This window comes from Pseudomonas sp. WS 5411 (assembly GCF_012985595.1).
Lineage (GTDB): Bacteria > Pseudomonadota > Gammaproteobacteria > Pseudomonadales > Pseudomonadaceae > Aquipseudomonas > Aquipseudomonas shahriarae.
Genome location: NZ_JAARMC010000014.1, coordinates 72,927 through 96,268 on the forward strand (window position 1 = coordinate 72,927; position 23,342 = coordinate 96,268).

At 63.2% G+C, this 23,342-nt stretch carries 19 protein-coding genes; 13 read left to right on the top strand and 6 right to left on the bottom strand.

Annotation, left to right across the window (positions count from 1 at the left end; genetic code table 11):
• The first annotated feature begins 139 nt into the window (after nucleotides 1-139).
• The 4 genes from HBR93_RS18770 (at nucleotide 140) to HBR93_RS18785 (ending at nucleotide 4,907) form a co-directional block, all read left to right on the top strand.
• Nucleotides 140-2,893, top strand: coding sequence for a response regulator (locus HBR93_RS18770; protein ID WP_169960823.1), 2,754 nt, complete (start codon nucleotides 140-142; stop codon nucleotides 2,891-2,893).
• Nucleotides 2,894-3,004: 111 nt separating this feature from the next.
• Nucleotides 3,005-3,994 (top strand): 2-hydroxyacid dehydrogenase, encoded by a 990-nt coding sequence (locus HBR93_RS18775; protein WP_169960824.1) that lies wholly within the window; start codon nucleotides 3,005-3,007, stop codon nucleotides 3,992-3,994.
• Between the two features lie 71 nt (nucleotides 3,995-4,065).
• Entirely contained in the window at nucleotides 4,066-4,506 is a 441-nt protein-coding gene (locus tag HBR93_RS18780) for a hypothetical protein (RefSeq protein ID WP_057439620.1), read from the top strand.
• Nucleotides 4,503-4,907, top strand: coding sequence for an META domain-containing protein (locus HBR93_RS18785; RefSeq protein WP_057439621.1), 405 nt, complete (start codon nucleotides 4,503-4,505; stop codon nucleotides 4,905-4,907). The genes HBR93_RS18780 and HBR93_RS18785 overlap by 4 nt, the downstream gene beginning before the upstream one ends.
• Before the next feature lie 54 nt (nucleotides 4,908-4,961).
• On the opposite strand, the gene HBR93_RS18790 is transcribed toward HBR93_RS18785, so the two are convergent.
• Nucleotides 4,962-5,423 carry a TlpA disulfide reductase family protein gene (locus tag HBR93_RS18790; RefSeq protein ID WP_057439622.1) on the bottom strand — a complete coding sequence of 154 codons (462 nt, stop codon included), beginning with the start codon at nucleotides 5,421-5,423 and terminating at the stop codon, nucleotides 4,962-4,964.
• A gap of 115 nt (nucleotides 5,424-5,538) precedes the next feature.
• Here HBR93_RS18790 and arsC point away from each other — a divergent pair, with 115 nt between their 5' ends.
• From arsC to HBR93_RS18805, 3 genes are read left to right on the top strand one after another with little or no spacing between them, the layout of a single operon-like run.
• Nucleotides 5,539-5,892: an arsenate reductase (glutaredoxin) gene (arsC, locus tag HBR93_RS18795; protein WP_057439623.1), complete on the top strand. Its 354-nt coding sequence runs from the start codon at nucleotides 5,539-5,541 to the stop codon at nucleotides 5,890-5,892.
• Nucleotides 5,889-6,503, top strand: coding sequence for an NAD(P)H:quinone oxidoreductase (wrbA, locus tag HBR93_RS18800; protein ID WP_057439624.1), 615 nt, complete (start codon nucleotides 5,889-5,891; stop codon nucleotides 6,501-6,503). The genes arsC and wrbA overlap by 4 nt, the downstream gene beginning before the upstream one ends.
• Nucleotides 6,487-6,906 (top strand): DUF2069 domain-containing protein, encoded by a 420-nt coding sequence (locus HBR93_RS18805; protein WP_057439625.1) that lies wholly within the window; start codon nucleotides 6,487-6,489, stop codon nucleotides 6,904-6,906. The genes wrbA and HBR93_RS18805 overlap by 17 nt, the downstream gene beginning before the upstream one ends.
• A gap of 35 nt (nucleotides 6,907-6,941) precedes the next feature.
• Here the strand turns inward: HBR93_RS18805 and HBR93_RS18810 are convergent, their stop codons facing one another.
• Together HBR93_RS18810 and ttcA are read right to left on the bottom strand one after the other, a co-directional pair.
• Nucleotides 6,942-7,613, bottom strand: a complete 672-nt coding sequence (locus HBR93_RS18810) for a DNA-3-methyladenine glycosylase I (RefSeq protein WP_057960415.1) — start codon at nucleotides 7,611-7,613, stop codon at nucleotides 6,942-6,944.
• Nucleotides 7,614-7,680: 67 nt separating this feature from the next.
• Entirely contained in the window at nucleotides 7,681-8,505 is an 825-nt protein-coding gene (gene ttcA, locus HBR93_RS18815; RefSeq protein WP_057439627.1) for a tRNA 2-thiocytidine(32) synthetase TtcA, read from the bottom strand.
• Nucleotides 8,506-8,868: 363 nt separating this feature from the next.
• Here ttcA and HBR93_RS18820 point away from each other — a divergent pair, with 363 nt between their 5' ends.
• The 5 genes from HBR93_RS18820 (at nucleotide 8,869) to HBR93_RS18840 (ending at nucleotide 16,525) form a co-directional block, all read left to right on the top strand.
• Nucleotides 8,869-9,471, top strand: coding sequence for a Yip1 family protein (locus tag HBR93_RS18820; RefSeq protein ID WP_057439628.1), 603 nt, complete (start codon nucleotides 8,869-8,871; stop codon nucleotides 9,469-9,471).
• 128 nt (nucleotides 9,472-9,599) lie between these two features.
• Nucleotides 9,600-10,094 (top strand): SprT family zinc-dependent metalloprotease, encoded by a 495-nt coding sequence (locus HBR93_RS18825; RefSeq protein WP_057960419.1) that lies wholly within the window; start codon nucleotides 9,600-9,602, stop codon nucleotides 10,092-10,094.
• A 952-nt stretch (nucleotides 10,095-11,046) separates the two neighbouring features.
• On the top strand, nucleotides 11,047-12,288 hold the full coding sequence (locus HBR93_RS18830) for an exonuclease SbcCD subunit D C-terminal domain-containing protein (protein WP_169960825.1): 1,242 nt from the start codon (nucleotides 11,047-11,049) through the stop codon (nucleotides 12,286-12,288).
• Nucleotides 12,285-15,923 carry an AAA family ATPase gene (locus HBR93_RS18835; RefSeq protein WP_169960826.1) on the top strand — a complete coding sequence of 1,213 codons (3,639 nt, stop codon included), beginning with the start codon at nucleotides 12,285-12,287 and terminating at the stop codon, nucleotides 15,921-15,923. Before HBR93_RS18830 ends, HBR93_RS18835 begins: the two co-directional genes overlap by 4 nt.
• Nucleotides 15,920-16,525: a glutathione S-transferase gene (locus HBR93_RS18840; RefSeq protein WP_169960827.1), complete on the top strand. Its 606-nt coding sequence runs from the start codon at nucleotides 15,920-15,922 to the stop codon at nucleotides 16,523-16,525. The genes HBR93_RS18835 and HBR93_RS18840 overlap by 4 nt, the downstream gene beginning before the upstream one ends.
• Nucleotides 16,526-16,538: 13 nt before the next feature.
• Here the strand turns inward: HBR93_RS18840 and HBR93_RS18845 are convergent, their stop codons facing one another.
• The 3 genes from HBR93_RS18845 to HBR93_RS18855 all read right to left on the bottom strand — a co-directional run bounded on the left by HBR93_RS18845 (nucleotide 16,539) and on the right by HBR93_RS18855 (nucleotide 18,326).
• On the bottom strand, nucleotides 16,539-16,718 hold the full coding sequence (locus tag HBR93_RS18845) for a hypothetical protein (RefSeq protein ID WP_057959838.1): 180 nt from the start codon (nucleotides 16,716-16,718) through the stop codon (nucleotides 16,539-16,541).
• 155 nt (nucleotides 16,719-16,873) lie between these two features.
• The gene (locus HBR93_RS18850; protein WP_057438650.1) at nucleotides 16,874-18,049 is read right to left on the bottom strand and encodes a lactonase family protein; all 1,176 of its coding nucleotides are present in this window, start codon (nucleotides 18,047-18,049) and stop codon (nucleotides 16,874-16,876) included.
• Nucleotides 18,036-18,326 (bottom strand): DUF5629 family protein, encoded by a 291-nt coding sequence (locus HBR93_RS18855; RefSeq protein ID WP_057959839.1) that lies wholly within the window; start codon nucleotides 18,324-18,326, stop codon nucleotides 18,036-18,038. Before HBR93_RS18855 ends, HBR93_RS18850 begins: the two co-directional genes overlap by 14 nt.
• A 141-nt stretch (nucleotides 18,327-18,467) precedes the next feature.
• Between HBR93_RS18855 and HBR93_RS18860 the strand changes: the two genes are divergently transcribed.
• Entirely contained in the window at nucleotides 18,468-23,327 is a 4,860-nt protein-coding gene (locus tag HBR93_RS18860; RefSeq protein ID WP_169960828.1) for a DUF6543 domain-containing protein, read from the top strand.
• Nucleotides 23,328-23,342 lie beyond the last annotated feature (15 nt).

Below are 23,342 nucleotides of genomic sequence, written 5' to 3' on the forward strand. Positions count from 1 at the left end.
GGGTTCAATAAGCCCGCCATCACCCCCCTCAAGCATCTTTTGCAAGATTCCAAGCCCCTCATATGGCTACACTGCGCAGGTAGCGCAGGCCGGATGCCTGCGTAGAATCTCGACATCAGTGTGGTAGCAGGAGAGTGGCGTGCTAAGAAGAATGGGGATAAAAGGCCGCGTACTGTTGCTGACCTTGTTGCCTACCAGCCTGATGGCATTGCTCCTGGGCGGATATTTCACTTGGATGCAGCTCTCGGAGCTGCAAACCCAACTGCTCAATCGCGGCGAGATGATCGCCGAACAGCTGGCGCCGCTGGTGGCACCGGCACTGGGTAACAAGAACACCGACCTGCTGGAACGCATCGCCACCCAGTCTCTGGAGCAAGTCGACGTGCGGGCCGTGTCTTTCCTGGCGCCCGACCGCTCGGCCCTGGCCCATGCTGGCCCGACCATGCTCAACCAGCCGCCCATCGGCAACAGCTCACACCTGCTGCAACGCACCGGCAATGACGCCACCCGCTACCTGCTGCCGGTGTTCGGCCGCCATCGCAACCTCGCCGGCGAGCTGATTCCCGACGAAGCCGATCGCCTGCTGGGCTGGGTCGAACTGGAACTGTCCCACAACGGCATGCTGCTGCGCGGCTATCGCAGCCTGTTCGCCAGCCTGCTGTTGATTGCCATCGGCCTGATCTGCACGGCGGCCCTGGCCCTGCGTATCAGCCGCACGATCAACTCGCCTATCGGCCAGATCAAACAAGCGGTGGCGCAGCTCAAGGACGGCAACCTGGAAACCCGTTTGCCGCCCCTGGGTAGCCAAGAGCTGGATCAGTTGGCGTCCGGCATCAACCGCATGGCCGAAACCCTGCAAAACGCCCAGGAAGAACTGCAACACAGCATCGACCAGGCCACCGAAGATGTGCGCCAGAACCTGGAAACCATCGAGATCCAGAACATCGAGCTGGACCTGGCCCGCAAGGAGGCCCTGGAGGCCAGCCGCATCAAGTCGGAGTTCCTGGCCAATATGAGCCATGAAATCCGCACACCGCTCAATGGCATCCTCGGTTTCACCCACCTGTTGCAGAAAAGCGAACTGTCGCCCCGTCAGTTGGATTACCTGGGCACCATTGAAAAATCCGCCGACAACCTGCTGGGCATCATCAACGAGATTCTCGACTTCTCGAAAATCGAAGCCGGCAAGCTGGTGCTCGACAGTATCCCGTTCAACCTGCGCGACCTGTTGCAAGACACCCTGACCATCCTCGCCCCGGCCGCCCATGCCAAACAGCTGGAACTGGTGAGCCTGGTCTACCGCGATACTCCGCTGTCCCTGGTGGGCGACCCGCTGCGTCTCAAGCAGATCCTCACCAACCTGGTCAGCAACGCCATCAAATTCACCCGCGAAGGCACCATCGTCGCCCGGGCCATGCTCGAAGACGAGCATGAAGACAGCGTGCAACTGCGCATCAGCGTGCAGGACACCGGCATCGGCCTGTCGAACCAGGATGTGCGCGCCCTGTTCCAGGCCTTCAGCCAGGCGGATAACTCCTTGTCCCGTCAGCCCGGTGGCACCGGGTTGGGGCTGGTGATTTCCAAGCGCCTGATCGAGCAGATGGGCGGCGAAATCGGCGTCGACAGCACGCCAGGCGAGGGTTCGGAGTTCTGGATCAGCCTTAACCTGCCAAAAACCCGCGACGATATCGAAGACTTGCCCGCCCCGCCGCTGTTGGGCCGGCGTGTGGCGGTGCTGGAGAACCACGAACTGGCGCGCCAGGCCCTGCAACACCAGTTGGAAGACTGCGGCCTGGAGGTCACGCCGTTCAACAGCCTGGAGAACCTGACCAACGGCATCACCAGCGCACACCAGACCGAGCAGGCCATCGACCTCGCGGTACTGGGCATCACCGCCAACGATATTCCGCCGGAGCGCCTCAACCAACACCTGTGGGACCTTGAGCACCTGGGCTGCAAAGTGCTGGTGCTGTGCCCGACCACCGAGCAGATGCTGTTCAACCTGTCGGTGCCCAACCCCAATAGCCAGTTGCAGGCCAAGCCGGCCTGCACCCGTAAATTGCGCAGGGCGCTGTCCGACCTGATCAGCCCGCGCCCCTTGCGCAGTGAACCGGGCGAGCCGTTGTCCAGCCGTGCGCCACGGGTGCTGTGTGTCGACGACAACCCGGCCAACCTGCTGCTGGTACAGACCCTGCTCGAAGACATGGGTGCCAAGGTCCAGGCCGTGGAAAGTGGCTACAGCGCCATCGAAGCGGTGAAGAAAGAAGCCTTCGACCTGGTGCTGATGGACGTGCAGATGCCCGGCATGGACGGGCGCCAGAGCACCGAGGCGATTCGTCAGTGGGAAAGCGAGCGCCACGGCACGCCACTGCCTATCGTCGCCCTGACGGCCCACGCCATGGCCAATGAAAAACGCGCCCTGCTGCAAAGCGGCATGGATGACTACCTGACCAAGCCCATCAGCGAGCGGCAACTGGCCCAGGTGGTGCTGAAATGGACCGGCCTGGCCTTGCGCAATCAAGGCCCGGAACGCGCAGTCGAAGGCCACGGCCCCGCCGCGCAACTGCCGGTACTCGACCATGAGGAGGGCTTGCGCCTGGCGGCCGGCAAGGCGGACTTGGCCGCCGATATGCTGGCCATGTTGCTGGCGTCCCTGGAAGCTGACCGTGAGGCCGTCTGCGTCGCCCGCGAAGCCAACGACAACAATGCCCTGATCGAACGGGTCCACCGCCTGCACGGCGCCACCCGCTACTGCGGCGTGCCGCAATTGCGCGCAGCCTGCCAACGCGCCGAAACCTTGCTCAAGCAGGATGACGCCAAGGCCATGGCTGCCCTGGATGAACTGGACATGGCCATCGCCCGCCTTGCCAGCGAGGCCCGGGTCAACGCCTGATGCAGAGCAACACGCCCAACGCCAATGACGGGCAACATCTCCTGTGGGCGCCGGTAAGCCGGCGCCCACAGGTTTTGTGTCACCACACGCTATTTTGCAGGGAGCCCCTTGATGCGCATCATCCTCTTCAGCAGCCAGACCTATGACCGCGACAGCTTTCTCGCCGAACCCTTGCCCGCGGGCATGGAGTTGCAGTTCCAACCGGCACGCCTGAACCTCGACACCGTGGCCCTGGCCGATAAGCACGAAGTGGTCTGTGCCTTTATCAACGACGACCTCAGCGCCCCGGTGCTCGAACACCTCGCGGCCGGCGGCACACAACTGATTGCCCTGCGCTCGGCCGGCTACAACCATGTGGACCTGGCCGCCGCCAAGCGCCTGGGTCTGACCATCGTGCGGGTGCCCGCGTACTCGCCCCATGCAGTGGCCGAACATGCCGTGGCCCTGGTGCTGGCCCTCAACCGCCGCCTGCACCGCGCCTACAACCGTACCCGCGACGGCGACTTCAGCCTGCACGGCCTGACCGGCTTCGACCTGGTGGGCAAGACCGTGGGTGTGGTGGGGACCGGGCAGATCGGCGCGACCTTTGCCAAGATCATGGCCGGCTTTGGCTGCAGCTTGCTGGCATACGATCCCTACCCCAATCCGCAGGTCGAAGCCCTTGGCGCGCGCTATGTCAGCCTGCCCCATTTGTTGGCCGAGGCACAAATCATCAGCCTGCACTGCCCGCTGACCGCCGACAGCAAGCACCTGATCAATGCGCAATCCCTGGCCCATATGCAGCCGGGAGCGATGCTGATCAACACCGGGCGCGGCGGCCTGGTGGACACCCCTGCATTGATCGAAGCGCTCAAGGATGGACAGCTGGGCTACCTGGGCCTGGATGTGTACGAAGAAGAGGCCCAGCTGTTTTTTGAAGACCGTTCGGACCTGCCCTTGCAGGACGACGTGCTAGCACGCCTGCTGACCTTCCCCAACGTGATCATTACCGCGCACCAGGCATTCCTCACACGCGAGGCCCTGGCGGCGATTGCCGGGACCACCCTGGCCAACATCCAGGCCTGGGCCAACGGCCAGGCGCAAAACCTGGTACAGGGATGATCAACGGTCATCTACCGCGCGCATGGTGAACAGGCGAGCGTGATAGGATGCCGCGCCTATTTGGAGGATCCATGGCCGAACACGATTTCCGCTTCAGTTTGCTGAGCCCACAACACACCCTGATCGAATGCCGCGCCCTGGTGCCCGGTCGTTATCAAGTCACCGGCAATGGTGGCTCGATCAAGCATGGCGACGTGCTGATCGTCACTTTGCGCGGCAGCAAGACCCTGTCGATGCGCCTGACCGTCGAAGGCGATGCGCGCTACTCCATCCGCCCGGCCGGGCAATGGGTTGCCATGGCGCAAGGGCCGAAGTTCGGCGAGCTGGAGATTCACACCTGGAAGGTCAATTGCGACAGCTGCGACGCCGTGCTGGAGTTTGAGTTCGCGGTGGAAACCAAGTTGACCAAGGAACCGTTGCAACCGGCCGCCACTGCGCGCATTGCCGAGTTGGGCTGGGCCACCGTCGGCGACAAGCACCGTTGCCCGAAATGCCAGCAGGCCGCGCCATGAAGAGCCTGCTGATGATCGCAGTGCTGGGCGCAGGCCTTGCCGGCTGCGCCAGCGACGAGGTCAAGCTCAAGCAGGATCACAGCTACATCGTGGAGTGGATCGGCGAACGGCCCCTGATGGATTACGCCCACCTGACCGTGACCCTCGGTGCCGATGGCCGGGCCTATGGCAATGGCGGCTGCAACCACTGGTTCGCGCCGTACAGCCTGGAGGGTGACAAACTCAGCTTCGGCAAGATCGGCAGCACCCGCAAGCTGTGTGCCGAAGCCCTGATGGAGCAGGAACAGCGCTTCTTCAAGGCCCTGGAAACCGTGCAGCGCTGGGACATCTCGCCCATCGAGCAGACCCGTTTCTGGCCTGCCGAGGGCAAGCCACTGCGTTTGTGGCTGGAAGAAGGCTGATCCGTTGACGATTGCGGTGTGCCGGGCATACCGCAATCGCCAGCGAGCAACCGTTTAGCCGCGCAGTTCCTTGAGCTTGGCCAATACCCCCGCCGCCGTCTGCTCGCCCAACATCTGCGCCCGCACCTTGCCCTTGTCATCAATGATGTAGGTCACCGGCAACGCTTCGCTGCGCGGGATATCAAAAATCGCCTCGGGGTTCTGTGCCAGTACCGTGAACTTGATGCCCAGCTTCTCGCTGGCGCTCTTGAGCTCTTCGCCCTGCACATTATCGAAGTTGACGCCGAACACGCTGACCGGCTGGCCCTTGAGCTGCTCGGCCAGGGCGTTGAGCTCGGGGATTTCGATGCGGCACGGGCCGCACCATTCGGCCCAGTAATTGATCACCAACCATTGTTTGTCGACGCGCTCGGACGCGACTTTCTGGCCGTATTGGTCAACGCCATAATCATTGCCGCAGCCGCTGAGCAGGAGTGTGGTGATAACTGCCAGTGCGCCTATCAGTCGCCGTGTCATGGGGTAATCCTTAGCAAAAATGAACGTGGGCTGCGGCCGATCGCCTCTTACGGTTTAAGGACACGCCGCAGCGCAGGTAGAATACCCGCCACCTTACGCAAGATGCGACCCGCACATGACCGATCTGACGCTTTATCACAACCCGCGCTGCTCGAAATCCCGCGGTGCGCTCGAACTGCTGCAAGCCCGTGGCCTCACGCCGAACGTGGTGCGCTACCTGGAAACCCCGCTGGACGCCACGCAGCTTGAAGCCCTGCTCGGCAAGCTGGGGATCAGCGCCCGGCAATTGCTGCGCACCGGCGAAGACGAATACAAGACCCTCAACCTGGCCGACGCCAGCCTCAGCGAGGCGCAATTGATTGCCGCCATCGCCGCCCATCCCAAGCTGATGGAACGGCCGATCCTGGCCACTGCCGACAAGGCCGTGATTGGCCGGCCGCCGGAAAACATCCTGGAGCTTCTGCCGTGAGCGCGCCCTACATCCTGGTGCTGTATTACAGCCGCAACGGCTCGGTCAGTGAAATGGCCCGGCAGATTGCCCGAGGCATCGAGCAAGGCGGCCTGGAAGCGCGCCTGCGCACCGTGCCGGCGATCTCCAGCGAGTGCGAAGCCATCGCCCCGAGCATCCCGGCCGAAGGCGCGCTGTATGCCAGCCTCGACGATCTGAAGAACTGTTCGGGCCTGGCCCTGGGCAGCCCGACGCGCTTTGGCAACATGGCCGCGCCCTTGAAGTACTTTCTCGACGGCACCAGCAACCTGTGGCTGACCGGCGCCCTCGTCGGCAAGCCGGCCGGGGTCTTCACCTCGACCGCCAGCCTGCACGGCGGCCAGGAAACCACCTTGATGTCGATGCTGCTGCCGTTGCTGCACCACGGCATGCTGATCACCGGCCTGCCCTACAGCGAACAGGCCCTGCTCGACACCCAGGGCGGCGGTACGCCCTACGGCGCCAGCCACCATTCCGGCGCCGATGGCAAACGTGCCCTGGACCCCCATGAAATCGCCCTGTGCCGTGCCCTGGGCCTGCGCCTGGCGAAGACTGCGGCGAAACTGGAGAGTGGCCGTGGCCAAGAAGCCTAAAGTCCTGCCGGCCCAGGCCTGGCTGGAGCCCCGGGTCAAAGTGGCACGGGCCTTGAGCCTGCTGGCGTTTTTCGGCCTGGTGGGGTTGCTCTGCGTGTATTACCTGCTGATCGCCGACCTGCATGGTGCACGGCCCTGGGTCATTCTGCTGATCGAACTGGTGCCGCTGCTGATCCTCGCGCCGGGTATGCTGATGGGCAGTGCGCGCGGGCATTCGTGGATGTGTTTTGTGGTGAACCTGTATTTCATCAAGGGCGCCCTGGCGGCCTATGACCCGAACCGCCAGTGGTTTGGCGTGCTGGAGATGCTGGCAAGCCTGGCGGTGTTCTGCACGGCGCTGCTGTATGTGCGCTGGCGGTTCCAGCTGAATCGGCGGTTGGCGGGGGAAGGTCAGCCAGCCTGAGGGTTATGTGGGGCCGATCAGGCCCCATCGCGGTCTCAATGGTTGACGGTAAACGCCAGCATCATCGACAACTGGCACATCGGCCGCCCACTCTCGGCATGCCACTGGTTGAACGCCGCCTGCACCGTCGCCAGGTCCCGCAGGCTGGTGGGGGCCTTGTCGACAATCTCCTGCGCATTCAATGCCGCAACCACGTCATAACTCGGCACAAACGTGTCCTTGCCGACCATGCGCAAGAAGCGCGGTGCCGACAACCCGCCCAACTGGTGGCCGTGCTTGCTCAGGTATTTCCACAAGCCGACGATGTCGGTCACCGGCCAGTCGGCGATCAATGCCGCGAAGCTGCCCTTTTCCTGCTCGACGTCGAGAATCATCTGCGCATTGCGCGGCACGCTCTTGAGCTTGCCCAGGTGGCGGATGATCCGCGTGTCCTGCATCAGGCGCTCAAGGTGCTCGGCGCCCATCAGCACGACTTTCTCGGGATCGAAGCCGAAGAACACCTGCTCGAACGCCGGCCATTTGGCGTCCACCACACTGTGCTTGAGCCCGGCGCGGAACACCCGCAGCGACAGGGTCGACAGGTAGCGGTCGTCGCTGATCTGGCGCAGTTGCGCCGGGGTCTTGGGCACGGGCAGGTGGGCTTCCAGCTCGGCTGCCGAACCAAAGCGGTTCAGACAGTATTCGTGCAGCCATTTGTAATCGCGCATGCCCTCTCCTACGGGTTGAAATGAAAACGGCGCCCATCAGCGCCGTCTGTCAGAGCCTGGAAAAGGCTCAGAGGTTCACAATGTTGACGAAGCGCGAAGCCGCGGTTTCGTCGATGCGCAGGCTGGTGAAGTCAAACAGGTTGCGGTCGGCCAACTGCGAGGGGATCACGTTCTGCAGGCTGCGGAAAATGCTTTCGGTACGCCCCGGCGTCTTGCGCTCCCACTCCTGGAGCATGTCCTTGACCACCTGGCGCTGCAGGTTCTCCTGGGAGCCGCAGAGGTTGCAGGGGATGATCGGGAATTGCTTGAAGTCGGAGTAGGCCTGGATGTCCTTCTCGTTGCAATACGCCAGCGGGCGGATCACCACGTTGCGCCCGTCGTCGGCGCGCAGCTTGGGCGGCATGGCCTTGAGGGAGCCGTTGAAGAACATATTGAGGAAGAAGGTCTCGACGATGTCATCGCGGTGATGACCCAGGGCCATCTTGGTCGCACCGATTTCATCGGCAAAGGTGTACAGCGTGCCACGGCGCAGGCGCGAACACAGCGAGCAGGTGGTCTTGCCTTCCGGAATCAGCTCCTTGACCACCGAATAGGTGTCTTTCTCGACGATGTGGTACTCGATGCCCAGGGTCTTGAGGTAGGCCGGCAGCACGTCCTCGGGGAACCCGGGCTGCTTCTGGTCCATGTTGACCGCCACTATGTCGAATTTGATCGGCGCGACCTTTTGCAGGTGCAGCAGCACGTCCAGCATGGTGTAGCTGTCTTTGCCGCCGGACAGGCAGACCATGACCTTGTCGCCCTCTTCGATCATGTTGAAGTCAGCGACAGCCTCACCGGCCAGGCGCCGCAGGCGTTTTTGCAGTTTGTTCTGATTGACGGTAAGGGTGCCCATGGCGCTTGGATCCGCGAAAAGGTGTGGGACGAAAAGCCGAGTATTTTAACGATATGAACGACCGAGTTCCAATGTGGGAGGGGCTTGCTCCCGATGGCGGTAGGTCAGTCGACAAATGCATGGCTGACCCACCGCCATCGCAGGCAAGCCAGCTCCCACAGGGGGCTGCATTCCACGTCACAGACCCAGGCGCGATTAAGCCCAGTGTTTACAGCGCAATTTGCTCTAAAACCCCACACTTTTTCCGGTCATGACTTCCTATACTGCGACATAAGGTCGCACACATATCCAGACCTTTCAGGCCACTTGGCCGGCGGGCGCTCCGCTTGGGGGGCGATGGCAATAACGACAGGAGTGACTGGCATGATCCATCACGTCGTGGGGCTTTTCACCCATCCCGACCAGGAATGGCGGGAAATTCGTGGCGATAAAGAAGAAAGCATCGGCCACATGTACCTCACCCATACGCTGATTCTCGCGGCGATCCCCGCCGTATCAGCCTTTATCGGCACCACCCAGGTCGGCTGGGTCATCGGCAATCGCTCCCCGGTCATGCTGACCCAGGAAAGTGCGCTGTGGATGACCATCATGTCCTACCTGGCGATGCTCGGCGGCGTTGCGGTAATGGGCGCCTTCATCCATTGGATGGCGCGCACCTATGACGCCAACCCCAGCATGGCGCGCTGCGTGGCGTTCGCTACCTATACCGCCACGCCCCTGTTTATCGGCGGGCTGGCAGCGCTGTATCCGCATATGTGGCTGGGCATGGTCGTCGGTACGGCCGCCATCTGCTACACGGTGTACCTGCTCTATGTGGGGCTGCCGACCTTTATGAGCATCGACCCCGATGAAGGCTTCCTGTTTTCCAGCTCGGTGCTGGCGGTAGGCCTGGTGGTCCTGGTGGCGATCATGGCGTTTACCGTGATTGTCTGGGGCCTGGGCGTCGGTCCGATCTACACCAACTAGCCGTCTTTTCAGCGCAGGAACAGCCACCGCAAGGTGGCTTTTGCGTTATGCATGACCATTCGGCGCCTGACCGATTCGGAAACACCCCTGGATGCGGCATACTGGACATCTCTGGAGATATGTACAGCATGCCCGAGCAACTCAATACCCGCGTCGAAGATTGTTTCCTGCAAGCCGAATCCTTTTTCAAACGAAGCTTCAAACGCCCCCAGGTCAGCCTCAAGCTGCGTGGGCAGAAAGCCGGTGTCGCGCATTTGCACGAGAACCTGCTGCGCTTCAATCCCCAGTTGTACCGGGAAAACAGCCAACACTTCCTCAAACAGACGGTGGCCCACGAAGTGGCGCACCTGATCGCCCACCAATTGTTCGGCGAGCGCATCCAGCCCCATGGCGAGGAATGGCAGTTGATCATGCGCGGGGTCTACGAACTGCCGCCCGATCGCTGCCATACCTATGAGATTCAGCGTCGGCGGGTGACCCGCTATATCTATCGGTGCCCGTGTGCCGACAGTGACTTCCCGTTCTCGGCCCAGCGCCATGGGTTGGTGAATCAGGGGCGGCGGTATTTGTGCCGCAAGTGTCGGGGGACGTTGGTGTTTACCGGGGAGACTCGGGTGGAGTGAGGTTTTTTTTGGGGGGGGTCACTGGCCCCATCGCGGCATAGGTATCTACACATCTTTTTAGTGATTCTTAGGTTTGTGTACATATCCGTTGCTGCGGTCATGGCGGCTATTGGTTCCGCCCTTACGGCGGCTCACTTTGGAAGAGCCCCAAAGTAAGCAAAGGGCTCTTGCCCCACCACTCGGCACCTCGCCTAGGCTCGGTGTGCCCGTCATCCGACATTGATTTGGGGGGCCGCCGCGATGGGCCATCCATGGCCCAGCGCGGCTAAACCGGCGTCCTGCCGGTTTACCCCCCAAATCAAAATCGGATGACGGCCAGCGTGGTTTAACGGGGCGCCTCAGATCAAAAGCAAAGCGAGGCGGCCTGACAGCCGACCTGATCGTCGAGGCGTGCGCATACACCTGTGGGAGCTGGCTTGCCTGCGATGACGGTGTATCAGCCAATATATTTATCGACTGATACACCGTCATCGCAGGCAAGCCAGCTCCCACAGGGGGGAAGGCAGCTTCGCGCTCTGGCTTTGCTGTTGCTGTTGCTCTGCTTTTGATCTTAGGCGCCCCGTTAAACCACGATGGCCGCAGGCAGGTATTGCGCAGTGAGTACCCCGGCATGGATGCCGGGGTAGCCGCGACACGGCCAGGGATGGCCGATCGCGGCGGGCCCACGGAGCAATGCCTGACTGCGGGCATGCCGAGCCTAGGCGAGGCACCGAGTGGTGGGGCAAGAGCCCTTTGCTTACTTTGGGGCTTTCCAAAGTGACCCGCCGTAAGGGCGGAACCAATAGCCGCCGTGACCGCAGCAACTGATATGTACACAAACCCACCATCACCGACAAGCCAGCTCCCACAAAGCCCCGTAGCTTCGCGCTCTGGCTTTGCTGTTGATCTTGGGCGCCCCATTACCATTTACAGGTAAACTCCCCTCCTTTCTCTATTCCCCACGGAGTTCGCCTTGCGTCTGTTTCACACCTCCGACTGGCACCTGGGCCAAAACCTCCACGGCCAGGAACGCGACTTCGAGCACGCCTGTTTTCTCGAGTGGCTGCTGGGCCAGATCAAGCTGCACTGCCCCGATGTGCTGTTGATTGCCGGCGATATCTTCGACACGGTCAACCCGCCGCTCAAGGCCCAGGAGCGTCTGTATGACTTCATCATCAACGCCCATGAACAAAACCCCGACCTGACGATTGTGATGATCGCCGGCAACCACGACTCCGGCTCGCGCATTGAGCTGCCGGCGCCGTTGATGCGGCGTTTGCGCACCCATGCCCTGGGCCGGGTGCTGTGGCTGGATGACGGGCAACTGGATGTGGAGCGCTTGCTGATTGCTCTACCGGACAAAACCGGGGCTGTGGCCGGCTGGTGCCTGGCGCTGCCGTTCCTGCGCCCGGCCGAGGTCACTGGCGCACTGCTGGGCGACGATTACCTCAAGGGTATCGGCCAGGTGCATGAGCGCCTGATCGCGGCGGCCAACGCCAAGCGCCAGCCGGGCCAGGCGCTGGTTGCCATCAGCCACGCACATATGGCCGGCGGCTCGGTGTCGGAAGACTCCGAGCGCAGCCTGATCATCGGCAACGCCGAAGCGCTGCCGGCCAGTCTGTTCGATGCCAGTGTCAGCTATGTCGCCCTCGGCCATTTGCACAAGCCGCAGCGGGTCAATGGTGAGGAGCGCATCCGTTATTGCGGCTCGCCGATCCCGCTGTCGTTCTCCGAAATCGGCTATCAACACCAGATTCTCGACGTGCAACTGGACGGCGACACCCTGATCAGCGTCGAATCGCGCCTGATCCCCCGCGCCGTGCATCTGCAACGCCTGGAAGCCGCACCCCTGGCCGAGATCCTCAAGCAACTGGCGGAGCTGCCCGATGTCGACCTGCTGGCCGAAACCCAGCGCCAGCCGTGGCTGGAGGTGCGGGTGCGCCTCGACGAACCCCAGCCCGACCTGCGCCAGCAAGTGGAAAACGCCCTGCTGGGCAAGGCCGTGCGCCTGGTGCGCATCGCCGCCGAGTATGCCGGCAGCGGCGCAGGCCAGGACCATGGCCAAGAGCAGTTGATCGAACTCGACCAGCTCACGCCCCAGGAATTGTTCAGCCGTGCCTGGCAGGAAAGCTACGGCAATGACGTGGACGAACAGACCCTCAAGGATTTCGCCGTGCTGCTCCAGGAAGTACAACAGGAGGAGCAACTGCCATGAAGATCCTCGCCATCCGCCTGAAAAACCTCGCGTCCCTGGCCGGGCCATTCGAGATCGACTTTACCGCCGAGCCCCTGGCCAGTGCCGGCCTGTTTGCGATCACCGGGCCCACCGGCGCCGGCAAAAGTACCTTGCTCGACGCCCTGTGCCTGGCGCTGTTTGGCGCCGTGCCACGCCTGGGCGATACCGGCCAGGCGAAAATGCCCGATGCCGATACCGATATCTCCATCGGCGACCCGCGCACCCTGATCCGCCGCGGTACCGGCGGCGGGTATGCCGAGGTGGACTTTATCGGCGTCAGCGGCCGGCGCTACCGCGCGCGCTGGGAAGCCAACCGTGCCCGCGACAAGGCCAGCGGCAAGCTGCAGAACAGCCGGCAAAGCCTGATCGACCTGGACAGCGAGCAACTGCTGGCCAGCCAGAAAACCGAATACAAGACCCAGCTGGAACTGGCCCTGGGCCTGAACTTCGAACAGTTCACCCGCGCCGTGCTGCTGGCGCAAAGTGAGTTCAGCGCCTTTCTCAAGGCCAACGACAACGAGCGCAGCGAACTGCTGGAAAAGCTCACCGACACCGCGCTCTACACCCAGTTGGGCCAGCGTGCGTTCGTCAAGGCACGGGAGGCCAAGGAAGCCCACAAGCTGCTGCAAGACCAGGCGACCGGCGTCACGCCGTTGCCGGCCGAGGCCCGCGCCGAGCTGGATCAACAGTTGAGCGCAGCCCAGCACCAGCTCAAGACCCAGCAGGCCCAGCTCAAGCAACTGGAACTGCAGCACACCTGGCTCAAGGAACTGCGCGAGTGGCAAGAGCGCCAGCACAGTGCAGCCGAACAGTTGCAGCAAGCCCAACAGCAATGGGACAGCCAAGGCCAGCAGCGCCAGGACTTGAACCACCTGGAGCAACTGGCACCGCAGCGTCATCATTTCGCGCGGCACAGCGAATTGACCGGCCAACTGGCCCCCCTGGCCGTGCAGATCCGCCAGCACCTTGAACAACAAAGCGCCCTGCACACGCGCCAGGAGCAGTTGCAACAGCAGCAAGCCAGCGCACACAGCGCCTTGGCCGCAGCCCTGCAACAACAGACCGACGCGGTGCCGCTGCTGCGCCAGGCCTTCGACGAACAAAGCAGCCTCGCCCGCCTGACCCGCGAGCTGGCCCAAAGCAACGAACAGCTGCAACTGGGGCAAACCGCCTGCACCGAGGGCCAGGCCGCGCTCGATGCCTTGCACGCCCAGCAACAGCAGGTCGCCAGCCGCCTGCAACAACTGGCGGCACAGCTTGAGCGCAGCGCCGGGCTGGCGCCCTTGAGCGACGCCTGGAACGCCTACCGCGACCGCCTGCAACAGCTGATGCTGATCGGCAATCGCCTGAACAAGGGCCAGGCCGAACTGCCGCAACTGGAAGAACGCGCCAACCGCGTCAGCGAGCAATGGACTCAGCAGCGCGCAGCCCTGGACCTGCTGTATCAGGAAGCCGGCGCCGAACCCCACGCCGTGGCCGAGCAGATCCAGTTGCTCGACAGCCTGCTCAAGGACAATCGCAAGCAGCAACGGGCCTTCGAAGACCTGACGCGGCTCTGGGACAGCCAGCAGCAGCTGGACCAGCAACAACAGGAGTTGGCCCTAAAGCAGGCCACCGCCCAGCAACAACGCGAGCAGTTGAACCAGACCGGCCTGCAAGCCAAGGCCGAGCTGACAGTGGCCGAGCAGACCCTGAGCGTGACCAAGCAGTTATTGGAGCGTCAGCGGCTGGCACGCAGTGCCAGTGTCGAGGAGTTGCGCGGGCAATTGCAGGATGATCAGCCCTGCCCGGTGTGCGGCAGCGTCGAGCATCCTTACCATCAGCCCGAAGCCTTGTTGCACAGCCTCACGCGCCACGATGAAAACGAAGAGGCCACTGCACAGCTCGCCGTCGAGACCCTCAAGGAAAAGCTCACCGACCTGCGCGGCGAAGTTGGCGGCTTGATCGCCCAGCAGAAGGAGTTCCTGCAACAGCAGGAGCAGTTGGCGAGCCAGCGCCAGGCCCTGGCGCCGAGCCTCGAGGCCCATCCGTTGAGCGCCACCCTGTTCAACCAGGACAGCGACAAACGCAGCGCCTGGCTGGCGCAGCAACTGGGCCAGCTCAGCCAGAGCATCACCCAGGACGAACAGCGCCAGGGCGCCCTGCTCAACCTGCAACAAAATGCCGGGCGCCTGCAGCAACAGTTGCAAGCCGCCCAGGATGCCAGCCAACAGGCCCGCCAGCAGTTGATCGACCAGCAACGGGAGCTGGCCAGCGACCGCGAGCGCCTGGACGAAGAGCTCAATGCTTTCGCCAGCCTGCTACCGGCCGAGACCCTCGAAGGCCTGCGCACGGAGCCCGCGGCCACGTTCATGCTGTTGGACCAACAGATCAGCCAGCGCCTGGAGCAGCTCGGCTACCAGAAGGATGAACTGGCCGAGCAGCAACAGCGCCAGCAAACCCTCGAAAAAGAACAGGACCGCCAGCAACATCGCCAACAACAGCTGGCCGTGTTGCAGCAACAATTGGCTGAGCTGAGCGCCCAACAGCAGGCCGCCCAGGCACAACTCAGCGCCCTGGTGGGTGAGCACAGCAGTGCCGAGCACTGGCAGCAGCACCTTGAGCAGGCGGTGGAACAGGCACGCCAGAGCGAAACCCAGGCCAATCAGCAGTTGCAGGACACCCGCAGCGAACTGATCCAATTGGCCGCCGACCTCAAGGCCCGCCAGGAGCGCCAGCAAGCCCTGGACAGCGAACTCCAGGCGTTGCACAGCCGTATCAGCGAGTGGCGCGCCCAGCATCCGCAGCTCGACGACGCCGGCCTGGCGCACCTGCTGGCGTTCGACGAGGCGGCTGTCAGCGCGCTGCGCCAGCAGGTGCAGCACAGCGAAAAAGCCATCGAACAGGCCAAAGTCCTGCTACAAGAGCGCGAGCAACGCCTCAAGGACCACCAGGCCCTGCACAACGGCAACCTCGACGCCGAACAGCTGGATGCGGCCCTGGCCGACCTTAATCAGCAATTGCACAACGCCGAGAAACACTGCGCCGAACTGCGCGCCCAACAAGCCGAAGACCAGCGACGCCAGGACGCCAACCAGAGCCTGGCACTCACCACCGCCAAGGCCTATGAAGAGTGGCAGCGCTGGGCGCGGCTGGATGCGCTGATCGGCTCGGCCACCGGCGACAAGTTCCGCAAGTTCGCCCAGGCCTACAACCTCGACCTGCTGGTGCACCACGCCAACGTGCAACTGCGCCAACTGGTACGCCGTTATCGCCTCAAGCGCGGCGGCAGCATGCTCGGCCTGCTGGTGCTGGACACGGAAATGGGCGATGAACTGCGCTCGGTGCACTCGCTGTCCGGCGGCGAGACGTTCCTGGTCTCCCTGGCGCTGGCCCTGGGGCTGGCGTCGATGGCCTCCAGCACCTTGAAGATCGAGTCGCTGTTTATCGACGAAGGCTTCGGCAGCCTGGACCCCGAATCCCTGCAATTGGCGATGGATGCCCTCGACGGCCTGCAGGCCCAGGGGCGCAAGGTGGCGGTGATTTCCCATGTGCAGGAAATGCACGAGCGGATACCGGTGCAGATCCAGGTCAAGCGCCAGGGCAATGGCCTGAGCACCCTGGAGGTCAAGTGAGCGAGACGCTGCTGTTTTCGTTCCGTCGTTGCCCCTACGCCATGCGCGCGCGAATGGCCCTGCGGTATTCAGGGGTGGCGCTGCGGATTGTCGAGGTCAGCCTCAAGGCCAAGCCGGCCGAGATGTTGGCGCTGTCACCCAAGGGCACGGTGCCGGTGTTGTGTGTGGGTGGCCAGGTGATCGACGAGAGCCTGGCGATCATGCACTGGGCGTTGGCGCAGAACGACCCCGAGGACTGGCTGCTCGAGGCTGATCCGGCGGCGCAGAGGCTGATGGCGCAATTGATTGGCGAGAATGACCAGGCCTTCAAGGTGCATTTGAATCGCTACAAATACGCCGAGCGCTACCCGGAGCAGCCGATGGAACACTATCGCGCCGAAGGCGAGGTGTTTTTGCGCCAGCTGGAGGGATTGCTGACGCAACGTGATTACCTGCTGGCCGATCACCTGAGCCTGGCGGACGTGGCGCTGATGCCGTTCATACGCCAGTTTGCCCATGTGGATCGGGAGTGGTTTGCAACAACGCCGTATCTACGTTTGCAGCAGTGGCTGCAGCGTTTTCTGGCGGCGCCGTTGTTTACCGCAGTGATGGCAAAAACCTGAAGCCGAGTGCTGCTCACTGCTGGGTCTTGTGATCCAGGGCGGCGTAGAAGTTGGCGCTCTGTTGCAGGTATTTCTGGGTGTAGGCGCTGGTGCTGGATTTTTTGCTGCTGATCTCCACGCTGGCGCTGGCTGGCAAGGCGACGGTGGCGGAAACAGCGGAAGCGGCAATGATCGAGAAGAGATTGAAGTTCATGGCGGTAACCCTTGTGTTCAGTTGGCTGGATGGCTTGTGAAGGCCCTGGAGCAAACTTACGCCTGGGTTCCGGCTCGCTGAAATGCTTTGAAACAGTAGCCGTTATCACTGGGATTAATACAAGGAGTCAGGCCCCGTACACCGGGGCCTGTGGCTTATTGACGCACCAGGAACTTGAGATCGCTGGGAGCATCAATCGGCAGTTTTTGTACCGTTTTGCCCAGTTGGCCGGTCTGGCTATCGCGCTCGATCACCACGATCTGGTTGCTCTTCTGGTTGGCAATCAACAGGAACCTGCCGCTCGGATCCAGGCTGAACTCACGGGGATGATCGCCGTCCACGGCGCGGCGCTGGATCTCTTTCAGCTGTGCGTTGGCCGGATCAATGGCGAACACCACGATCTGATTGGCGGTGCCACGGTTACTGACGTAGAGGAACCTGCCGTCGCTGGAGGCGTGCAATGCCGCGCCGGCCTTGTCCGACAGCGGTTGCCCGGCGGCAAAGTCCACCCGTTGGCGTTCGCTCAGCTTGCCGTCCTGGTAGTCGTACACCGCGACCTGCGCGCTCATCTCGGTGGTCAGCCAGGCATGCTTGCCATCGGCACTGAACAGCAGGTGACGCGGGCCACTGCCCGGCGGCAACTGCACGGAATCCGGATCGGCGGGGGTCAGCGGCCGCTCAGGGTTGGCCTTGGGGTCGTAGCGGTAGGCAAAAATCCGGTCCGCCCCCAGGTCCTGTACAAACACGTACTTGCCATCCGGCGACGACACCACCGAATGCACATGGTTGGACGCCTGGCGCTCGGGGTTGACGCCGCTGGCCGGGTGCCCGCTCAGTTGCACCGGTGGCGCCAGCCTGCCCTCGGCATCGACCGGCAGGGCCGCCAGGCTGCCGCCCGGATCTTGCAGCACCGAGTAGTTGGCAACAAACAGGTAACGCCCATCGGCGGCCAGGCTTGAGTGGGTGGGTTCGTTGCCCAGGCTCTGCACCTGGTTGATCAGGGTCAGTTGGTGGTTGGCCGGGTCAATGCGATAGCTGCTGACACGCCCGACTTCGTCCTGCTGGCCCGGGCCGTTTTCATTGACCACGAACAGGCGTTTCTGGTCCGGGGACAAGGTCAGCCAGGACGGGTTCTGCGCCTTGGCCGCCAGCACCGGCGGGCCGCTGAACTGGCCGGTACGGCTGTCGAACTGCAGGCGATAGATGCCTTCGCTGGTGCCGGCGGTGTAGCTGCCCACCAGCAGATCAAAGGTATCGGCCGTAGCGGCCTGGACCGACATCGCACCGACACTGCCGGCCATCAGCAGGGGCCAGAATTTACGCATCAGCATGTTCGTCGTCCTCGTCTTCGTTGCTGCCGGTGATGGCGCTCAGGCACACCAGGCGGTGCTCGCCCGAGTCACCGGTGAGCGTCCAGCTTTGCAAGGCTTCATCAAACGTCGCGGCCTGCACCTGGGCGATGCTGAACGTCCAACGTTTCTCGGCCCGACCGTCCATGCTCTTGATCAGCAACTGCCGGTCATCGAAGGTGAAATCAAAAGCATGCAGGCCATCGATTTCGAGCATGTCGCTGGTGTGGAGTGCAGTAGGCAGAGTGGCAGCAGTCATCAGGATCATTCATCAGTGGAAAAACGTTGATGATAGGCCAAACCGTGTTCGCCGTCGTGTCGCGATAACCGGCTACCACACTGCGGCCCCAGCGGCTTGCCATTCTGCGGAGGAACCCCATCGCGCAGAACGGAATCTTTTATGCCGGACACTTTACCCGCCCCACCCCCTGGCCCATCGCTGTTCACTCACCGCAGCAACACCCCGGCCCTGGCCGTCGCCCGCCAGTTCGCCGATCGCCCGGGCTTGCGCCAGGTGCTTGAGCAACACCTGCAGGAACGCCTGCTGGAACACTTTCCAGTGCTGCGCCTGGATGTGTCTACGGTCAGGCTGGCCACCCCCAACCAACGGCGCGGCTGGGATCTCAAGCGCCTGATCGACGTCGTCCTCGATCACCTGGGCAAGGGCACGGCCCTGAACCTGACCCTGGTCATCGACGAACGCCGCTGCTTCCTGTCCCAACGACCGCCGTCGCGCCTGACCTATGAAGCCAATGGCCCCCGCGAGCCGGATATGACCGTCATTGAACGGGTGATTCTGGACCTCGCCTTTACCCTGCCTATCGCTTTGCAACACGCCCTGACGAGCTACTGGAACCTCGACGCAGAAACCGGCGTCAGCCGCTGGCAATGGCTTGGCGACCTGCTGTGCGACACCCTGAAAAACACCGCAAGCCTGCTGCCGAGCGGCCCCGCCCGGAACATGCTCGATAGCGTGACCGGCGAGCCCGATCGCCGCGAGCGCCAGGCCGCGCCCGCAGGTTTCGTGCATGCCTACTGCCTGCAAGCCTGCGTGAGCAACCAGGACCGCGAAGCCCGCCTGCTAAGCACCGACCTGCTGTTGGTGCAGGGCACCCAGATCCTGCTGTGCCAGGCGTCGGGCAATGTCGAGCCCTTTGCCTCAATCGAGGCCTTCACCCACACCTGGGGCCAACGCCTGGCCAGCCGCTTGCAAGCGGACACGCTGGTGGTCAAGCGTTACGAGCCCGATGGCAATCTCTTCGATACCCAGGCCGCCTTACTGCTCAACCAGCAACTGGACGACCTTCAAGCCATCCGTTTGCCGGCTACCGAAGGGCTACGCGCCCTGGAGCAGCAGGTCACCGACGCCAGCGACCCTGTGCCCTTGTTTATCGCCGCCCCCGCGCCGGACCCGACGCTGCAGCCTGTCCTGCAGGCGGCGCTGCCCCCCTGGCTGCTGGCAGCCGATGCCGAGCAGCGCTTTGCCTATCGCCAAGGGCTGTTGGACCAGGCGCGCCTGCAACGGCAAACCGGCGGTGCATCCTTTCTGAGCGGCGTCGAAAACCTGCAAGCCTTCACCACCCGCACCCTGCGCGAGCAGATGCGCCGCGACCACCCCGAGTCCAGCGTGGAGCCGGACAACCTGGCGCTGACCTTCCATGTCCCAGTGGGAGACCTGCGTAGCGGCTATCTGGCACAGCAGACCATGAGCCTGAGCGAACTGGCGATCAACAACCTCGCCGCCGCGCCCCAGGGTCGCCTGACCCTGCGCGACACCTCGGGGGCGGACGTTCCGCAGTGGCTGACCGAAGACTACGTCCTGGGGGGAAAGGGCCTGCTCCATAGCACCCCAGGGCTGATCCGCCAGGTGGACGTCGGCCGGCACTACCCGCAGACAATCCGCGAACAGCTGTTGGGGGACACCGCCCAAGCCCGTCGGCGTGAAGCGCTGTTCGGCCAGGAGCTGGCGGTACAGTTGCCGCGCCAAGCCCTGGAGTTGGCGATTCGCGGGCAACAGGGGTTTACCTTCCTGGGTTATCGCTACGTCAAGGCGGTACTGCACAGCAACCTGTCGGGGCGGGTGGTGGATGCCCAGGACATCGTGATCCGCCCTCTGGCCTTCGCCCATAAGCCCGGTGCCGTGCCGGATATCGTCAGCAACATGTTTATCATCGAACCGCGCGCTAGCGACGCCGGGCCGCCGATTCTCTACCGCCCGTTGTACCAGGACGCGCTGCAGCAATTCAGCAGCCGTGCGGCCCTGTTCGACGCCATCGCACAACCCGGCGCGCTACAAGACAGCGTATTGTCCTGGATGACGGACAAGGCCCGGCCGATCTACAGCCATAATGGCTTTCACAGCCCACATATCCTGCGCTTCGGCCAGGGTGACGACAGCGTGCAATGGCCTGCCCCACCGCCCGCCCAGTTGGCGCAGGACAGCCATGGCGGCGAAATCCCCGGTTCCCTGGCGCAGGCACTGGCCACGGGCAACCTGACCCAATACCTGTACGGCAGCAATGCCCGGGCACTGGTGGACCTGGCAGACCGGGACTCGGTGTCCAATGCCGAAAGCCGCTGGAAAGTGCTGCTGGAAGGTGGCTGGCTGCTGTTTAACGCTCTGCTGCCGCTGCTGCGCGGGCCGGCAATGGCGGCGGGCTGGATGGCACAACTGGCGGTCAGCCTGCGCCACGATATTCTCGCCCTGCAAGGCAATGACGCCGCTGCGCGGGAACTGGCCTGGGTCGATGTGCTGCTCAACATCGGCCTGATTCTGTTGCACGTGGCCTCCCGGCCCACCCCTACCCTTGAGCAGGCGGCGCACACCACCGAGCCGGCCTTGGCGCTGACCCTCGCGGCACTGCGCCGCCCGGCGACGACGGCCCACCCGCCGACAGTGATCGAACAAGGCACGGTGGGCCTGCCCGCCGAGCCACCGGCCGGCGACCAGACCCTGGTGGACTTTATCCACTCCAACGCGCGGGACAGCAGTCGCCAGCGCCTGCTGGAGGCCCTGCACGAACTGCATGTACCCTGGCCGGTGCCGCCGCCCTTACCGGTGAGCATCGGTGCCTTCAAGGGCCTGTACCGCATTGATCAGCAGTGGCATGCCTCGGTGGCCGGCCTGCTGTTTCGCGTGAATGTCCTGCCGGACCTGGGCCAAGTGTTCCTGGTTCATCCGCACAAACCGCAGCACCCCGGCTTCCAGCTGACACGCAATGCCCAGGGTCGCTGGAGCCTGGACCTGGGCCTGAAACTGCGCGGTGGCGGGCCGAAGAACCGGCTCAAGGCCAAGCTGGCGCAAATCGATCAGCAACGCAGCCAGGTGTCGGAGGAAATTAATCGCATCGGTGATCAGATCAGCGTCCTGATCAAGCGCCTGCAACCGATCGACCAGGTGCTGGATGCCGCCCGCTTGAAGTTCGAGCAAGCGCATAACGCCTTGGGCAAAACGCGCCTAAGCTTGCGCAGCAAACCGGACGACCCGGCGCTGATAGCCGAGCACCGCGACAAAGTCGCCCAACGCTCCCGGACCAGGACCGCCTTCCAGCTTTTTCAGGAGCGCTTCGATCAGGCCGCCGCCGAATTGCTGCAACAGCGGCGCGAGCTGATCACGGCCTATGGCCAAATGAAAGAAGTGGACAGTCGCTTCGACTACGAAGGGCAGTGCATCGAGCAATATCAGTCGATTCTGGCCACCGATGAAATCCGCGTCAGCCAGTTGTCATCCCTCTACCTGGCAACATTCATTTCCGAACAGGGCGAGTCGCTGATCGAACTGCAAGGCGCAGCCCACGATGTCGGGGCGATGCGCTATGTCAAGGATCTGCTGGAGACCAACTTTGCGGTTTCCGAGCGCCACGCCCAGGCGATGACTGCCATTGAGAACACCCTGGAGGAAATGGCCGCACGCTTGAAGACCGGCCCCGCGCAACGCCTCAAGTACCTCAATGGTCACCCCAAGCGCCGGTTCTACAACCGCCTCAACGCCACCCTCGAATCCCTGGATGTGCTGACCGAGTTGAGCATCGACCAGACGATCCCGGCCACCACGCCCCAGGAACACTACTTCCTGGCGCGCCATGACCACCTGCAATCCTCGCTGTCGCCTCTGGAAGACTCACACCTGGAGCTACTGACCACCGAAGGCTTCACCCCAGCCGAGCGCAAGGCCGTGCTGAGCAACCTGATCAAACATTACCGCCGCCGACTGCAGATTTACCAGAGCCTGCTGGAACTGGACTCGCCCCTGGCACACCCAAGGTATATGCCGCTGCTGATCGAGCGCCTGCACACCTCCCGTGACAGCGCCGAGACGGATCTGGCGGCCCTGTTGCGCGAGGATGAATTCCTGCCGCCACAACCGACGCCGTTTAAACCGGTACGCACGACGTCGCGAACCAAACGCGTATTCAAATCACGGGACAAGGGTGCCCTGGTCGGCGAGTTGGAACCCGCGCAAAGCGACATCCCCTTCCCCACCATCGTGACCCGTAACCCGATTACCCAGCAGGTCAGCGGGCGCTTTATGGAGCATCCCAATGAGGGCTGGGTAGAGATTGTCGACGCCCAGCCCACCGCGCCGGTCGAGCCATCACCGGCGCCGTCCCTGGCGACCTTGCGCACCCAGGCACAACGGCTGCTGGAAGAGGTGCCCGGTATCGAGCGCTCTATCGAATTCCAGAAAAAGAAGCTCAGCGACCCGACACGCCGCGATGAACTCAACCCGCAAGACTGGCGCGACATGCTCGCGCACCAGGCCGAGCGCCTCGAAACGGTCGCGACCGAGTTGGCCAACCACCATGGGGACAAACCGGACATGCCGCAGACCGTGGAACGCTTGCGCCGGCGCGCCAGCGACTTGCGCTGCCAAGGCACGCAGCAGTGCATCGAGGGCTACAAGGCCCAGCGCCCGCGCCAGGAACACATTGAGTTCCTGCGTAGCCACGGCGCGATTGATATCGGCCTGGTCCACGGCGCCCAACGTACCGCGTCCAGGGACTACGTGTCGGAGTTCGCCGTGCGCGAGAAAAACAGCCTCACGGTGCTGTGGTACGCCCACTTCCACTACAGCCAGGCCGACAGTTTGCCCAGTGCCTACACCGCCGCCCATCTCAAGCGCCCCGAACAGCGCTTTGTGACCCTGCGGGACTTGATCGCCCAGGCCGGTGCAGACAGCCAGGCCATCGTGCGAGACCTGTACCACCCGATCACCGCGCCGTTTGACCAACGCCTGTTTCTCAGCCTGTTGCCCGCCTAAAACCCCGCCATGAAG

What these genes read in the sequence shown, in the direction of transcription:
- HBR93_RS18775 (WP_169960824.1), top strand. Translation starts at nt 3,005, where the DNA reads ATGCGCATCATCCTCTTCAGCAGCCAGACCTATGACCGCGACAGCTTT.
- HBR93_RS18780 (WP_057439620.1), top strand. Translation starts at nt 4,066, where the DNA reads ATGGCCGAACACGATTTCCGCTTCAGTTTGCTGAGCCCACAACACACC.
- HBR93_RS18785 (WP_057439621.1), top strand. Translation starts at nt 4,503, where the DNA reads ATGAAGAGCCTGCTGATGATCGCAGTGCTGGGCGCAGGCCTTGCCGGC.
- HBR93_RS18790 (WP_057439622.1), bottom strand. Translation starts at nt 5,423, where the DNA reads ATGACACGGCGACTGATAGGCGCACTGGCAGTTATCACCACACTCCTG.
- arsC (WP_057439623.1), top strand. Translation starts at nt 5,539, where the DNA reads ATGACCGATCTGACGCTTTATCACAACCCGCGCTGCTCGAAATCCCGC.
- HBR93_RS18810 (WP_057960415.1), bottom strand. Translation starts at nt 7,613, where the DNA reads ATGCGCGATTACAAATGGCTGCACGAATACTGTCTGAACCGCTTTGGT.
- ttcA (WP_057439627.1), bottom strand. Translation starts at nt 8,505, where the DNA reads ATGGGCACCCTTACCGTCAATCAGAACAAACTGCAAAAACGCCTGCGG.
- HBR93_RS18820 (WP_057439628.1), top strand. Translation starts at nt 8,869, where the DNA reads ATGATCCATCACGTCGTGGGGCTTTTCACCCATCCCGACCAGGAATGG.
- HBR93_RS18825 (WP_057960419.1), top strand. Translation starts at nt 9,600, where the DNA reads ATGCCCGAGCAACTCAATACCCGCGTCGAAGATTGTTTCCTGCAAGCC.
- HBR93_RS18835 (WP_169960826.1), top strand. Translation starts at nt 12,285, where the DNA reads ATGAAGATCCTCGCCATCCGCCTGAAAAACCTCGCGTCCCTGGCCGGG.
- HBR93_RS18845 (WP_057959838.1), bottom strand. Translation starts at nt 16,718, where the DNA reads ATGAACTTCAATCTCTTCTCGATCATTGCCGCTTCCGCTGTTTCCGCC.
- HBR93_RS18850 (WP_057438650.1), bottom strand. Translation starts at nt 18,049, where the DNA reads ATGCTGATGCGTAAATTCTGGCCCCTGCTGATGGCCGGCAGTGTCGGT.
- HBR93_RS18855 (WP_057959839.1), bottom strand. Translation starts at nt 18,326, where the DNA reads ATGACTGCTGCCACTCTGCCTACTGCACTCCACACCAGCGACATGCTC.
- HBR93_RS18860 (WP_169960828.1), top strand. Translation starts at nt 18,468, where the DNA reads ATGCCGGACACTTTACCCGCCCCACCCCCTGGCCCATCGCTGTTCACT.